This window comes from Kitasatospora sp. NPDC059327, assembly GCF_042752535.1.
Classification (GTDB): Bacteria; Actinomycetota; Actinomycetes; order Streptomycetales; family Streptomycetaceae; genus Kitasatospora.
This window is the reverse complement of record NZ_JBHYYB010000040.1, coordinates 40,663-55,303: the sequence shown is the minus strand read 5'-3', so window position 1 is coordinate 55,303 and position 14,641 is coordinate 40,663. Positions and strand designations below refer to the sequence as shown.

The 14,641-nt window shown below is 72.4% G+C and carries 11 protein-coding genes, 1 tRNA gene and 1 pseudogene; all 13 read left to right on the top strand.

Annotated elements, in window-relative coordinates; all coding sequences use genetic code 11:
* The first annotated feature begins 186 nt into the window (after nt 1-186).
* On the top strand, nt 187-3,654 hold the full coding sequence (gene tmk, locus ACFXHB_RS23860; RefSeq protein ID WP_380576623.1) for a dTMP kinase: 3,468 nt from the start codon (nt 187-189) through the stop codon (nt 3,652-3,654).
* A 281-nt stretch (nt 3,655-3,935) separates the two neighbouring features.
* Nucleotides 3,936-5,147 (top strand): DNA polymerase III subunit delta', encoded by a 1,212-nt coding sequence (locus tag ACFXHB_RS23855; RefSeq protein WP_380576646.1) that lies wholly within the window; start codon nt 3,936-3,938, stop codon nt 5,145-5,147.
* Between the two features lie 208 nt (nt 5,148-5,355).
* Entirely contained in the window at nt 5,356-6,495 is a 1,140-nt protein-coding gene (locus ACFXHB_RS23850; protein ID WP_380576622.1) for a hypothetical protein, read from the top strand.
* Between the two features lie 77 nt (nt 6,496-6,572).
* A complete protein-coding gene (locus tag ACFXHB_RS23845) occupies nt 6,573-8,261 on the top strand; it encodes an alpha/beta hydrolase (RefSeq protein ID WP_380576621.1) in 1,689 nt (562 codons plus the stop codon).
* Between the two features lie 126 nt (nt 8,262-8,387).
* Entirely contained in the window at nt 8,388-9,044 is a 657-nt protein-coding gene (gene leuE, locus ACFXHB_RS23840; protein ID WP_380576620.1) for a leucine efflux protein LeuE, read from the top strand.
* Nucleotides 9,045-9,124: 80 nt separating this feature from the next.
* Nucleotides 9,125-9,198 (top strand) — tRNA-Thr (locus ACFXHB_RS23835).
* Nucleotides 9,199-9,677: 479 nt separating this feature from the next.
* Nucleotides 9,678-10,610 (top strand): GIY-YIG nuclease family protein, encoded by a 933-nt coding sequence (locus tag ACFXHB_RS23830; RefSeq protein ID WP_380576619.1) that lies wholly within the window; start codon nt 9,678-9,680, stop codon nt 10,608-10,610.
* A gap of 359 nt (nt 10,611-10,969) precedes the next feature.
* Nucleotides 10,970-11,893, top strand: coding sequence for a DUF3375 domain-containing protein (locus tag ACFXHB_RS23825; RefSeq protein ID WP_380576618.1), 924 nt, complete (start codon nt 10,970-10,972; stop codon nt 11,891-11,893).
* Entirely contained in the window at nt 11,824-12,438 is a 615-nt protein-coding gene (locus tag ACFXHB_RS23820) for a DUF3375 family protein (protein ID WP_380576645.1), read from the top strand. The genes ACFXHB_RS23825 and ACFXHB_RS23820 overlap by 70 nt, the downstream gene beginning before the upstream one ends.
* Nucleotides 12,435-13,019, top strand: coding sequence for a DUF4194 domain-containing protein (locus ACFXHB_RS23815; RefSeq protein ID WP_380576617.1), 585 nt, complete (start codon nt 12,435-12,437; stop codon nt 13,017-13,019). The genes ACFXHB_RS23820 and ACFXHB_RS23815 overlap by 4 nt, the downstream gene beginning before the upstream one ends.
* A gap of 80 nt (nt 13,020-13,099) precedes the next feature.
* Nucleotides 13,100-13,501 (top strand): ATP-binding protein, encoded by a 402-nt coding sequence (locus ACFXHB_RS23810; protein WP_380576644.1) that lies wholly within the window; start codon nt 13,100-13,102, stop codon nt 13,499-13,501.
* A pseudogene (locus ACFXHB_RS23805) lies at nt 13,459-13,863 on the top strand (DUF3322 domain-containing protein); the annotation flags it as partial. The gene ACFXHB_RS23810 and the pseudogene ACFXHB_RS23805, both read left to right, overlap by 43 nt.
* A gap of 69 nt (nt 13,864-13,932) precedes the next feature.
* The gene (locus tag ACFXHB_RS23800) at nt 13,933-14,523 is read left to right on the top strand and encodes a Wadjet anti-phage system protein JetD domain-containing protein (protein WP_380576643.1); all 591 of its coding nucleotides are present in this window, start codon (nt 13,933-13,935) and stop codon (nt 14,521-14,523) included.
* The last annotated feature ends 118 nt before the right edge of the window (nt 14,524-14,641 follow it).

Here is a 14,641-nt window from a genome sequence, read left to right as displayed (position 1 = left end):
CCGGGCCCGCGTCCTCTCCGGAGGCGCGGGCCCGAGGTCTGTGGCCGACCGGTGCGCGGCCCGTCGCAGGAGGCCCCCGGTGGACGGTGCCGGGCAGGTGCGCGGTGCGTCACAACCCTGCAATGACCGGCATCCGGAAGCCCGCACCCCTCTTTTCCGGGCGGTGCCGACCGCTACGCTGACCGTATGACGAGCGAGGAGCAGCCCACCCCCGGCACCGGCGGTGCCGCCAGAGCCGGCACGCCCGATCTGCCCGAGGTCACGCCCGCCGGGACCCCCGGTGAGCGGGCCCGGGCACTGCTGCGGCTGCGCCCGTACCGCCGCCTCTGGACCACCCAGCTGATCGGCGGCACCGCCGACCGGCTGGGGTTGCTGGTGCTGCTCGCGCTGACCGTGATCGCGGTCGCCCTCGGCGGGCAGTTCGGTGACCTGCCGCGCAGCCTGGCCTTCGCCGTCGCCGCGGTCTTCGCGGCCCGGCTGGCCGCCACCGTGCTGGTCGGCGCCGCCCTGCTCGGCCCGGTGCACGGGCTGCTCAACGGCAGGCTCGACCGGCGCTGGACGCTGTTCGGCGCGGACGTGCTGCGCGCCGTGCTGATCGGCCTCGCGCCCTGGTGGATCGTCTGGCTGGGCTCCGGGCCCTCCGGCTCCTCCGGCGCCGCGCCCTACGTACTGCTCGCCACCGTCTTCGTGACCGGTGCCGCCGAGCGGGTCTGGTCGATCGCCAAGGCGGCCGCCGTGCCCGGCCTGCTGCCGCCGGCGAATCCCTTCGCACCCCCCGGGGAGCGGCGCCCGTCCGCGGCCAACCTGGAGAGCGTCCGGACGCTGGACCGCCGTACCGGCTGGGCCACCGTGCCGCTCGCGGCCGCCGTGCTGGTCGCGCTCACCCTGGTCAACAACGTCTTCGCGGCGCTCGGCTCGGACTGGCTGCGGATCCACCAGACCACCTTCGCGGCGCTCGGCGCGGCCGCCCTGTTCGCGGTCTCGGCCGTCCGGGTGTACCTGCAGGAGCTGCCCGGCGGCCCGACGACGGCCGTTCCGCACTCCCCGCTGCGCGGCCTGCGCGCCCCGACCGACGCCACGCCCGGCCCCGCGCTGAGCAAGGGCCGCACCGGTGGCGCCCCCTACTTCACCTTCGCGGTCGCCGCCGCCTGCGCCTCGATGGCGGGCGTCGCCTCGCTCGCGCTGCTGACCGCCGCCGAGCACCGCGCCGGGCCGATCGGCTACGGCCTGCTGGTCCTCGCCGCCGTCGGCGCGCCCGCGCTCGGCGCCCGGCTCACCCGGGCCACCCTGCCCACGCTCTCCCGTCGCCGGCTGCTCGCGCTGGCGCTGCTGACCGCGGGCGTCGCGCTGATCCTGGCCGGCCTGGTGCTGGACTTCGTGCTGGTGCTGATGCTGACCGTGCTGGCCGGCCTGGCCGCCGGGATCGTCGTCTCGGCCGGGCGCACCCTGCTTGCCCAGGAGGTGGAGGAGGCCCGGCTGCCGACGGTCACCGAGCACCTGTACGCGGTGCTGCGGGCCGTGGTGGGCGGCGCGCTGGTCGTCGTCCCGCTGATCGCCGCGGCCTACGGCGAGGTCGAGTACGGCACGGTCGAGCCCGGCTCGTTCACCTTCATCCACGGCGGCGCGGCCCTCGCGGTGGCCACCGTCGGACTGCTGACCCTGGTGCTCGCCGCCGTCGTGCTGGTCAAGACCGACGACCGGCGGGGCACCGCCCCGTTCGGCCGGGACCTCGTGGACGCCGTGCGCGGCGTGACCGGGCCGGCCCCGCACCGCACCACCGGCACCGGCTTCTTCATCGCCCTGGAGGGCGGCGACGGCGCCGGCAAGTCCACCCAGGCCCAGGCGCTCGCCGAGTGGATCCGGGGCAAGGGCCACGAGGTGGTGCTCACCCGCGAACCCGGCGGCAGCCCCGTCGGGCAGCGGCTGCGCGGTCTCGTCCTGGACGTCGGCAACACCGGTCTGTCGCACCGCGCCGAGGCGCTGATCTACGCCGCCGACCGTGCCGAGCACGTGGAGAACGTCATCCGCCCGGCGCTGGCCCGGGGCGCGGTGGTCATCACCGACCGCTACATGGACTCCTCGATCGCCTACCAGGGTGCCGGGCGCGACCTGGCCGCCACCGAGGTCGCGCGGATCTCGCGCTGGGCGACCGGTGGGCTGGTACCCGACCTGACCGTCGTCCTGGACGTCGACCCGACCAGGGCGCGGGAGCGGTTCACCGAGGCGCTGGACCGGCTGGAGTCCGAGCCGACCGAGTTCCACCAGCGGGTCCGCTCCGGGTTCCTCGCTCTGGCGGCGGCCGACCCGGCCCGGTACCTGGTCGTGGACGGCAGCCAGCAGCCCGGCTTCGTCACCACCGCGATCCGCCACCGGCTCGACCGTGAGCTGCCGCTCTCCGAGCAGGAGAAGGCCGCCCGGGCCGAGCAGGAGCGGCTCGCCCGGGAGGAGGCCGAGCGCCGCGCCGCCGAGGAGGCGCGACGGAGGGCCGAGGAGGAGGCCGCCGAGCGCAAGCGGCTCGAACTGCTGGAGGAGCTCCGGGCCGAGCAGGCGGAGAAGGAGCGGCTGGCCAAGGAGGCGGCCGACCGGACCGCCGCCGAGGCGGCGCGCAAGGCGGCCGAGGAGGCCCGGCGCAAGGCGGAGGAGGAAGCCCGCCGACGGGCCGAGGAGGAGGCCAGGCAGCGTGCGGCGGAGGAGGCCCGGCTGGCCGCCGAGGCCGCCGAGCGTCGGCGGATCGCCGAGGAGGCGGCCGCCCAGGTGGAGCTCCAGCGGCAGCGGGAGCTGCAGCGCGAGGAGCAGCGCCGACGGGCGGAGGAGGCACTGCAGCGGGCCGAGGAGGCCAGGCTGGCGCAGGCCGCCGCGCTCGCCGCGGCCGCTGCCGCCGCCGAGAGCGCGGCGGACCGGGCGGACCGGGCCGCTCCCGCCGTCGACGATGTGACCACGGAGCTGAGGATCGTCCGGGACGCCGACGACGCGACCCAGGAGATCTCCGAGCGGGACCGCCGGGCGGCCGTCCGGGCGGCCGAGGCGGCCGGTGCCGGTGGTGCCGGTGGTGCTTCGGCGAACCGGGCTCCGGAGGTCGATGCGACGGCGAAGCTGCCGGTCGTCCCCGCCGCGCCGGCGGACCGGACGGCGGTGCTGCCCAAGGTGCCGGCGGACGAGACGGCGGTGCTGCCCAAGGTGCCTTCGGCGGACCAGACGGCGGTACTGCCCCGGGTCGAGCCGGGCCGCCCGGCCGACCAGGTGCCGCCGGGCTTGTGGCGCGAGGACCGGAGCGGTCAGTCCGGCTCGACCGGCCCTGGTGGCCAGTGCGGTCAGTCGGGTCAGTCCGGACCGACCGGTCAGTCCGGTCAGTCCGGTCGGGAGGCGCAGGTCGACGGCACCCGGGAGCTCCCGGTGGTCGAGGAGGAGCCGGCCGCCGACCCGCGCCCCCGGCCGGCCTGGGCCGAGGAGACCCCGATGGACGACCTGCCGAGCCTCACCGACACCCTGCTGGGCTCGCGCGACGAGTGGGCCCGCTGGCGGCAGGACGGCTCCGCCGACCGCGCGCCGCAGGACCCGCGCGGCGCGGCGGCTCCGCCGGCTGGCGCCGACGGTCAGGGTGGCGAGCAGGGCGGTGGCAAGGACAAGGGCCGGCGCTGGGGGCGCCGGAGCTGACCGGGCGTGACCGGAGCCGACCGGACGACCTGATGACCGGACGGCCTGATGACCTGCGGGCCTGGCCCGCAGGTCGGCGGTCCACGAGGCGCACGGTCGGCGCGGCGACACGGACCGACGGATGGCGGACGACGGGCGGTGCGGCCGGGGCAGTGCTCCGGCGGCACCGCCCGCCGTCGTACCGGCCACGTATGCTCGACGGCGGGTGACCGTGCCCGGCGCGCCGTACGCCGCGCGGGTGACGGGCGCCGGCGCCGTCCGTACCGAGCTTGGGAGCAGCAGTGGCCGTCTGGGACGACCTGGTGGGCCAGGAGCGGGTGGTCGAGCAGCTGACCGCCGCGGCCCGGGCGGCCGGGGCGACGGCCGCCGCCGGCCGCGGGGCCGCGACGGTACCGGGCGGCAACGCCTCGCTGATGACGCACGCCTGGCTCTTCACCGGCCCGCCCGGGGCCGGTCAGATCACCGCCGCCCGCTCCTTCGCCGCGGCCCTCCAGTGCACCAGCCCCGACCTCGCGCTCGGCGGCACGCCCGGCTGCGGCTTCTGCGACGGCTGCCACACCGTGCTGGCGGGCAGCCACGCGGACGTGAAGTACGTGCGCACCGACGGTCTGTCGATCGGCGTCGGCGACATGCGCGACCTCGTGCTGCGGGCGTCCAGCTACCCGACCGGCGGCCGCTGGTCGGTGATCCTGGTCGACGCCGCCCACCGGCTCACCGAGGCCGCCGCCAACGCCCTGCTGAAGGGCGTGGAAGAGCCCTCCCCGCGCACCGTCTGGCTGCTCTGCGCCCCCTCCGTGCAGGACGTGCTGCCCACCATCCGCTCGCGCTGCCGCCTGCTGGTGCTGCGCCAGCCCGCCGCCGAGGCCGTCGCGGACATGCTGGTGAACCGCGACGGGGTCGACCCCGGGACGGCCCGGCTGGCCGCGCTCGCCGGACAGGGGGACATCGAGCGCTCCCGCCGACTGGCCGTCGACGACCAGGCCCGGACCAGGCGGACGGAGGTGCTGCGGATCCCGCTGGAGGTCGCCGACATCGGCGGCTGCCTGGCCGCCGCCCAGCGACTGGTCGACACGGCGAAGGCCGATGCCGAGGCGCTCGCCGAGACCCAGGACGCCAAGGAGACCGACGACCTCAAGGCCGCGTACGGCGCGGCCGAGGGCAGCAAGGCCCCGCGCGGAATGGCCGGGGCGGTCAAGGAGCTGGAGAAGCGGCAGAAGAGCCGCGCCACGCGGACCCGCCGGGAGACGCTCGGCGTCGCCCTGCTCGACCTGCTCGGCTTCTACCGGGACGTCCTCGCCCTCCAGCTGGGCTCCGGTGGCGCGCTCGCCAACGAGGACCAGCGGCAGGCGCTGAACCGGGTCGCCCAGGCCGGTCCGCCGGAGGGGACGCTGCGGCGGATCGAGGCGGTGCTCGCCTGCCGGCAGGCGCTGGACCGCAACGTCGACCCGCTGCTCGCCGTCGAGGCGATGACCGTCGCGCTGCGGGCCGGCTGAGCGGGGTCCGTCGCCGGTAGGGCTTCCCGCGCTACGCGGGTGTCACACCTTCGAGTGAACGGGCGGTACGCGCCGGGCACACCAGCGTGTGACCGCCGGGTCGTCTTGCACGCTGGGGCCGACTGCGCCCCGACGCCGGGGCCGTCGCGTCCCGTCCGGTACCGGCCCCCACCGGTCGTCCGGCCCTCCTCCCGAGGCGGTGCGTCCCATGGTCCATTCGCTCCTGGTCGTTCCCCTGCTGGCCGCCGCCGCAGGCGGCATCTGGCTCGCCCGCGGCGCTCTGCTGCGCTGGCGCGACCTGCGCGCCGCCGAGACCTACGAACTGACCGGCGACCAGCGGCCGATGCTGCTGCGGGCGGCCGGCGCGATGGTCTGCGGCGTCTGTGTGACGGCGCTGACCCTGCTGACCGCCCTGGGCACGTTCGGCGGCTTCGGCGGGTCGGCGTCGCGGTCCGGCCCGGCGGAACTCGCCGCCGACACCGCGAGCGAGGGCGGGGTGCGGCAGGCCGCGCCGCCCGCCGTCGAGGCGCCCGCCCCGGCCGCTCCGGCCGTCGCGCCCGCTCCGGAGCCGGCTCCGGTCGCCGCGCCCAGCCGGTTCGACAGCGTCGGTCACCCGGGCGGCGGCGAGCTGCTGCAGTCCGCCGTCACCGGCCCGGACGGGCACCCGCGCAACGTCCGGGTCTGGCTGCCGGCCCAGTACGCGAAGGAGCCGAACGCCCGCTTCCCGGTGGTCGTGATGCACGCGGCCACCCCGCGCAAGACCGCCGACACCGAAGTCCCGGACATCTTCGAGGGCCTCGGCTCCGCCGTCCAGACCGGCAAGGCCCGCCCGTTCATCCTGGTCGCCCCCGAGGCGCCGAACGGCACGGCGCACCCGTGCGACCTGGTCGCCGCCGCCCCGCTGGCCGTCGCCGACGACGCCGCGCTGCGCACCACCATCGCGGCCACCTTCCGCACCCTGCCGCCCGGCCCGGCCTCCTGGGGCGCGCTCGGCGTCGAGGGCGGCGCACCGTGCGCGGCGGCCGCCGGTCTGGCCCGTCCCGACCTGTACGGCGCGGCCGCGGCGGTCTCCGGCCGGTACGACACCGTCGCACTGACCCGGACGGGGGCCGAGGCCCCCGCCGACGCCGCCCCGAAGCTGCTGCTGGCCGCCGCCAAGGCCGACGCCGCAGGGCTTGACGCGGCCCGGAAGCTGCAGGCCGCGCTGCGCGGCGGCACCGGCGCGGCGGCCCGCGCCGACGTCCGGATCTCCGAGAACGTGCAGGACTACACGGCTGACCGGGAGCGGCTGCGGTTGGTCCGGCAGGCGGCCCAGTACCTGGCCGAGACGCTGGCCAAGGCGTCCTGATCAGGGTGTCGGCGGGGGCTACGCTTCGCGGTACCCGGGGCATCGGCGGTGGCGCCCCCGCACCCGAAGGGGACCGGATGAGGGCGGCGCGGGGTGTGCGCGGGCGGGCGGCGGCCGCCGTGCTGGCCGTCGCCGGGTTGCTGGTCGGCGGGTGCAGTTCCTCCTCGTCCACCCCCGGGGCGGCTTCCTCGGACGCCGGCGGGTCCGGGGCCTCGTTCGGGGCCTCGTCCGGGGCCTTCGCATCGGGAGGGCCCGCGTCGGCGGCTGCCTCCCGGCCCGGGGTCACGCCGCTGGAGCCGCTCCCGGCCACCGTCCCCGCCGCGCTGGCGCCCTACTACGGGCAGCGGCTCGCCTGGCAGCCGTGCGACGAGGGCTTCGAGTGCACCACCTTCACGGCGCCGCTGGACTACGACCACCCGGGCGGTGGCGACCTCACGCTCGCGGCGGTTCGCGCGGCCGCCGTCCCGGCGGGTTCGGGCGGTTCGGGCGGGGCGGGCGGTTCGGCGGGGGCGGGGGGCGCCCGGCTCGGTTCGCTGCTGCTCAACCCGGGCGGACCGGGCGGCTCGGCGATCGAGTACGTGGAGGCCGTCGCCAAGACGTACGACAGCGCGGTGCGCGACCGGTACGACCTGGTCGGGCTGGACCCGCGCGGGGTCGGCCGCAGCAGCCCGGTGACCTGCCTGAGCGGCGAGCGGATGGACGCGTACACCGCCGCCGACATCACCCCCGACGACCAGGCCGAGGTGGACGCCCTGGTGGCCGCCGACCGGGAGTTCGCCGAAGGCTGCCGGCAGCGGGCCGGTGACCGGCTGGCCCACCTCAGCACCGTCGAGGCGGCCCGCGACATGGACATCCTGCGGGCGCTGCTGGGTGACGAGCGGCTCAACTACGTGGGCAAGTCCTACGGCACCTTCCTCGGCGCCACCTACGCCGGGCTCTTCCCCGGCCGGACCGGCCGGATCGTGCTGGACGGCGCGATGGACCCGTCGCTCGACGCGCTCAGCGGCAACCGCACCCAGGCCGGCGGCTTCGAAACCGCCTGGACGGCGTTCGCCGAGGACTGCGCCAAGCGCGAGGACTGCCCGCTCGGCCGCACCGCGCCGCAGATCGGCGACCAGCTCACCGCCCTGTTCGCGGCCATCGACGCCAAGCCGCTGACCACCGCCGACGGCGCCCGCCGGCTCACCGAGTCCCAGGCGACCACCGGCGTCATCCAGGCCATGTACGCCGACTTCCTCTGGCCCCGGCTGCGCACCGCGCTCGCCGACGCCAAGGCCGGCGACGGCACCGGCCTGCTCAAGCTGTCGGACTCGTACTACGAACGCGGCTCGGACGGCTCGTACCCCAACCTCATGTTCGCCAACATGGCGGTGAACTGCCTGGACCTGCCCGCACCGTTCGCCGGCCCGGCCGACGTCCGGCGCGCGGTGCCGGACTTCGAGCGGACCTCGCCGCGCTTCGGGCGCGACATGGCCTGGATGGCGCTGACCTGCACCTACTGGCCGGTCCCGGCCACCGGCGCCGCGCACACCGTCCGGGCCGCCGGCGCCGCGCCGATCGTGGTCGTCGGCACCACCCGCGACCCGGCCACCCCGTACGCGTGGGCGCAGTCCCTGGCCGGGCAGCTGGAGTCCGGCCGGTTGCTGACCTTCGACGGTGACGGCCACACCGCGTACGGCCGGCACGACGCCTGCGTCGACGGGGCGGTCAACGGCTACCTGCTGGGCGGTGCGGCACCGGAGCAGGGGAAGCGCTGCGGCGGGTAGGGCGGGATCGGTGGCGGGGGCGGGCGGGGGCTGGCGGGGCGGGGGTAATTTCGGCTTCAACTGCCGACCGGTGCGACGTTACGATGAGCGCCCCGCCCCCCTGTCACCACCCCACCGGAGCCCACCGTGCTCGGAGTCAACGACCTGGCGACGTACATCCTCGGCGCCCTCGTGATCATCCTCCTCCCCGGCCCCAACTCCCTGTACGTGCTGTCCGTCGCCGCCCGCAAGGGCGTCCGGACCGGCTACACCGCCGCCGCCGGCGTCTTCGTCGGCGACTTCACCCTGATCAGCCTCACCTCGCTGGGCGCCGCCTCGCTGCTGAAGGCCAACCCGGCGGTCTTCGCCGTGGTGAAGTTCGGCGGCGCCGCCTACCTGCTCTGGATCGGCGTCGGCATGCTCCGCGCCGCCCGCGGGCTCTGGCGCGAGCACCGCGCCGCCGCGGCCTCCCCCGATACCGTCGAGGCAACCCCGGAGTCCACCGAGCGCCCGTTCCGCCGGGCCCTGGTGATCAGCCTGCTGAACCCGAAGGCGATCCTCTTCCTGCTCTCCTTCTTCACCCAGTTCGTGGACCCCTCCTACGGACAGCCGGCCCTCTCCTTCGCCCTGCTCGGCGGCATCCTGCAGACCTTCAGCCTGCTCTACCTCTCCATGCTGATCTTCGCGGGCACCACCCTCGCGACCGCCTTCCGCCGCCGCAAGCGGCTCTCCGCCGGTCTGACCAGCGGCGTCGCCGTCCTCTTCGCCGGCTTCGCCGCCAAACTGGCCGTCTCCTCGGCCTGACCCCCGCTCCGGAAGCCCGTTACGGATCACCCGAGAACCTGTGTAGACTGGCGCGCGTTGCCACCACGTGCGGCAACGGTGCCGCCTTAGCTCAGTTGGCCAGAGCAACGCACTCGTAATGCGTAGGTCTCGGGTTCGAATCCCGAAGGCGGCTCAAGGAAACCCCAGGTCATAGCCTCTGACCTGGGGTTCTTGCCGTTCCGTGACCTTTGAATGCTGGGGCTGTCGGGCGCGAAACCAACGCATGCCGGATGCGTGGCTCGGTGGCCACACTGCGTCGATTGCTCTTCTCTGAGATGCCCTCTGGTGAGTCGCTGACCTGTGGCTTGTCGCTGCTTGCAGCTGCGGCCTCACTGGGTTCTGATGGCGCAGCGCCCCAAAAAGTGCCCGAAGAGTGCCCGCGCGTCCCGAGCAGGATCGGGAAGGCGCCGTTCCTTCACGAATCTGCCTGCAAGACGGTTGCAGGGAGTCACATCTTTGGCGGCCGGTGAGCCTCTTCGTCTTGACCGCGACCACACGATGATTGCGCTGAGTGACATTCTTGAGCGGGGTTGGCGGCAGTCATGCCCAATGTGGCACCGCCGAGTAGGGGGCGACCGAGCCGCCTGCGGGTGGTGTGCGATCGTTTCGGCCGTGACCAGCAAAGAGACTCTTGTCCATATCGCCCTGGCGGACGGTCGGCCGAACGGCATCCGGAAGGCATACAGCGTAGAGCGCTCGTGCATCTGCGTGGCCTTCGGGCGGGCGGACTACCCGAAAGCCCGCATGCGCGAGGAACTGTCTCGAACTGGCGTCTACCTGGTGCAGGGGCCGGACCCCGACCACCCTGGCAAGCAGCGGGTCTACATGGGGCGCGGACAGGTTCTGACGACGCGGCTCGACGAGCACCAGCGGAAGAAGGACTTCTGGACCCAGGGCTTCGCGTTCACGACGAAGGACAACGGTCTGACCGAAGCTCATGTGGTTCAGCTGGAGGCGCGGCTGATCCGTCAAGCGCGCGCAGCCGGCGTCGCGATCGTGGACAACGACGTGACGCCGAACCCGACGGCGCCTCGTGTCGAGGAGCAGTCCGCCCACGACCGGCTGTTCGAGGACGTGTTGCTGCTCATGGGCGTCCTGGGCGTGGTGTGTTTGGAGGAGCCCGCCACCACGGTGGCTCCCGCCGACGCCGGGGGAGTGCAGTACCAACTGAGGCCCAAGGGCACGTCGTGCTGGGGCTTCGAGTGCTCCGAGGGATTCCTGGTCCGCGAAGGGGCACTGGGAAGGATCGGCAAGGCGGAGAAGCTGTCGCCCGGTTACCGCCAGCGCCGGCAGCAGCTTCTCGATGACCAGGTCCTGGTGGAGACGCCGGACAAGAAGCACCTGCGTCTGGTGCGAGATCACGTCTTCGGCAGCCCGTCCCAAGCGGCCAGTGTGATGGCGGGGGTGAACTTGAACGGTCGCGTGGTCTGGGTCGACGAGAGCGGGCAGACGCTCAAGGATCACCAAATCGGCAGCACCCTGGTCCCGCCTTCGGCACCATCGAGCGACCAGCCGACATTGTTCGAGGCGGGGCGGGCCGTGTGACGCTGAGCGGCTTGGTGTCCGCCGACAGCTGGCCCGGCCCACCGTCGAGTTCAGTGAGCACCTCCCCTGCGGCGAGGGGACCCGCCGTCGGTGCGTTGCCGCGCCGCCTTGCCCTGGTCCAATCGCCGGTTCCCGGAGATAGCCAGCTCAGCTGGCTGAACGCCGTCGCATTCGGCCACGCCATCAGCATGGGCCGGGCTGCGCGGATCACCGGATTTCTTGCGGTGACCTCTCGGTGTTCCAGGAATCGGAAATTTGTCTGATTATACCGCTTTGTCAGTGGCCCGGCTTAGGCTCAGTACCGCCAGTCCGGGACTGCGTCGGGCTGGCGGTGGAGCGGTCTGGCAGGGGAGGGTTGCGTGGAGTTCGAAGAGGTCACCGGTCTGTTCGGTCATCCGGCATGGCGGCTGCTGCGCGCGGACAACGCGCCGTTGGTTCTGACCTTCTGTGGGGCGGTGTTCGTCGACGAGAACGAGCGCGGAGTGGCAGAGGCAGTCCTGGTTTCCCGTCTCGACGATCAGCTGTATGACCTGAATGAGCGGGATCTGGGTCCTTTCCCCCGGCCAGCTTCGGAGTACCTGACGGAGTGGACCAATAACGGCTGGCTACGGAAGTACTACCCGCCCGGCGAAGGCGAGCCGCACTTCGACGCGACGAGCGCGCTGGAGAAGGCGGTTGCATGGGTCCGAGCCCCGCCGGCACGGTCCTTCATCAGCACTGAGTCGCGGCTTGGCACGATCGTCGATCTGCTGCGGCAGATGGCCTTCGGTACCGAGACGGATCCGCAGGCGCGGATCGACGAGCTCAGTCGCGAACGGGATGAGATTGACGCCCAGATCGCGCGGCTTCGGGCAGGCGAGCTTGAGGTGTTGTCGCCGGTGGCCCTGCTGGACCGGTACCAGCAGGTCGAAGGGATGGCACTCGACCTGCTCCGGGACTTCCGCGAGGTCGAGGCGAACCTTCGGGAACTGGACCGGCGCTTCCGCCAGGATGTCGCGACCGCCGAGGGAGGTAACGGCGAGCTGCTGGCCTCCTTCCTCATGGACTGCGAGATGATCGCCGAGTCCGACCAGGGCCAGAGCTTTCAGGCATTCTTCGACTACCTCCTGCCGCCGCGCCGGCAGGAGGAGCCGATGAAGCTTCTTACGCAGGTGAACCAGCTGCCGCAGCTGGACGGCAACACCAACAATAACCTTCTGAAAGTTCCGCTCGCCTGGCTGCAGCTGCCGGAAGTACCCAGGACACGGTCCGTCAGCTCACCGAGCAGCTGCCGCGGTTCCTGATTGACCGCGGACGGGCGGAGGATCGCCGGGTTGTCGTCCTCGCACGTTCTATTCAACGTCACATCGCGGCGCTGGACGCGTGGCATGACCTTCCGGGCATCGAACAGGAAGTCCCGAAGGTGGACCTGGTCCTGCCGATGGAGCGGCCCCTGTACATGCCGATCCAGCGAGTGAAGCTGGACAGCACGGCGGACGACTCGGCCGGCGAGGCGGATGCGGACGTCTCGGAGCTGTTCTCCGGGATGAACGTGGACGAAGGGACTTTGGCCGGGCAGGTACTGGCGCTGCTCGAAGAGAGCCCGAGTGGACAGGCGAGCCTGGCGACGGTCCTTGACCGTCATCCGCTGATGCTCGGACTCGCCGAACTGCTGACGTACTTCCAACTGCGACGGCCCGGCCTGGACGTCGTGATCGACCACGACCACAACAACGAGCTCGTGTACGAGCGCGTCGACGAATCGGGGCACACCGTGGCCACGGTTCCGCAGGTGACGTTCGTGTTCAACGAGGGCGGCACGGCCGTCGGAGAGGTGGAGCAAGCGTGAGCGAGGCGCTCTCTGTTCCCGTCGTGCAGCTGCTGAAGGCGGGTGTGCTCTACCAGAGCGACATTCCGGCGGTCTGGGAGCAGATCATTGCCCATCAGACAGCGATCGGCGACTACCTTCGCGTGATGGGCCTGGATGTCGTGGTCGACTTGGCCGAGGGCTACGCCTACGCCCGCCAGCTCGATCCGGAGGCTCGGGACGACGGCGTGACGGTGCCGCGGCTGGTGACGCGCCGCAGCCTGTCCTTCCCCGTCAGTCTGATGCTGGTCCTCTTGCGCGCGCGCCTCGCGGAGAGCGACGCAACCTCGGGTGACACCCGGCTGCTGCTCTCCCACGACGAACTCGTCGACATGGTCCGGGGTTTCCAGCCCACGCGCACTAACGAAGCACGGCTGGTCGACCAGATCGACACCCACATCAAGAGGCTGTGCGAGCTGAAGATGCTTCGTCAGACCAAGCAGGCCGGCCTGTACGAAGTTCGACGGCACATCAAGGCCCTCGTCGACGCCCAGGCCCTCAACGACTTCAACGACCTGCTGTCCACCTACCGCGACGCCAAGACGCCAAAGGACGACGAATGAGCATCATCCAGGACGCGTCCCTCATCCCGCAGTAGACAGGCCCGGTCGACGGCCCACTCGGTGTCGGACCGGGTTTCAGGCTGGCCCGCATCGAGGTGCTGAACTGGAGTACGTTCCACCGCACCATCTGGGCTTTCGGCGTCGACGGCCGCAGTGCCCTGCTGACCGGTGGCGTCGGGTCCGGCAAGTCCACACTGGTGGACGCGATGACCACCCTGCTCCTCTCGGCCAACAAGATCGCCTACAACAAGGCCGCTGGCGCCGAGGCGAAGGAACGCGACCTGCGCTCGCACGTGCTCGGCCACCACAGGACAGAGCGAGTCGAGTCGAGTACTCGCCCAGTCCCCCTTCGCACATCCGCGTCCCACAGTGTCATCCCCGCCGTAAGTGGACCACTGAGCAGCACCTCGCAGCCGCCGCCCAGGGCCTCCCCTTCGAGCCCATCAGCATTCTGCTCAAAGGCCCAGCCGCGGCCGACGTAAGCCGGCACTACGACCAGGCCCGGGTATGGGCCCAGTCCTGGACAGCCGACCAACACCCCCACCTGCGGATCCAGACCAAGACCATCGGAGGCCGCAACAACACCCCTTCGAACACCGTTCCCGACCGCGCCTGGGTCGAGACCCGCGAAGACCTGTGGGCCATCCTCGGCCTCGCTACCCAGGTCGACCTGTTCGACACCCTCTACTCCCGCACTACCGAGCAGGATCCCGACCTCGCCCAGTGAATGGTCTCTCATCCGATGAAGGTGCTCCACGCCCACGCCCAGTGGCAGCAACTCGTCGACACCGTGCGCTGGATCAGGGACCACGACACCGGCCCGATCTACCTGCGACAGGTCGATGTACCCGGCGTCGACACCAAGTTCATCGAGACCAACAAAGGCATCCTCGGCGAGGTCCTCGAACACGCCTTGCCCGCCGACCGCATCCACACCGGTACCACCAAGACGGACTTCGCCGCACGCTACAGCCTTCTCGCCAAGCCGCCCTACGTACGCCTGCGCTACCTCGGCAACCAGCTGGGGCCGTTCAGCGAAGTCACTGTCCGTGCAAACGAGTTCACTGTCCCGCCTCCGGGCATCCGCACGGTCTTCGTCCTCGAGAACGAGATCACCTACCTGTCACTCCCCGACGTTCCCGGCGCCATGGCCATCCTCGGAGCCGGCTACGCCGCCGCGCTGCTGCGGTATCTGCCCTGGCTCGTCAGCATCGATCTGCGCTACTGGGGCGACATCGACACCCACGGCTTCGCCATCCTCAGCCAGGTCCGGCGCCACTTCCCTCACACCCGTTCGCTCCTGATGGATCGCAGCACATTGCTTACCCATAAGGCGCACTGGGGCGAAGAGAAGGCTCAGACGGCAGAGCAGCCGATGCACCTCACGCCAGACGAGGAGGAGCTCGAGGGAGATCTGCGGTCTGGCGCATACGGGCTGCATCTACGGCTGGAGCAAGAGCGTATTCCCATGAGGACAGTCGCCCGGGTCATCGCCGAACCGTGAAAGCCAAGGCTCGGGGGTGCGCTGCTGAGTGTGATCGGGAGCCTGGCCGCCGCCGCGCCGTTCCGCGGGCGAGCCGTCACTACTTCACGGCAGGTACCGTTGCCTGGCTATCGTCGCT

What these genes read in the sequence shown, in the direction of transcription:
- tmk (WP_380576623.1), top strand. Translation starts at nt 187, where the DNA reads ATGACGAGCGAGGAGCAGCCCACCCCCGGCACCGGCGGTGCCGCCAGA.
- ACFXHB_RS23850 (WP_380576622.1), top strand. Translation starts at nt 5,356, where the DNA reads ATGGTCCATTCGCTCCTGGTCGTTCCCCTGCTGGCCGCCGCCGCAGGC.
- ACFXHB_RS23845 (WP_380576621.1), top strand. Translation starts at nt 6,573, where the DNA reads ATGAGGGCGGCGCGGGGTGTGCGCGGGCGGGCGGCGGCCGCCGTGCTG.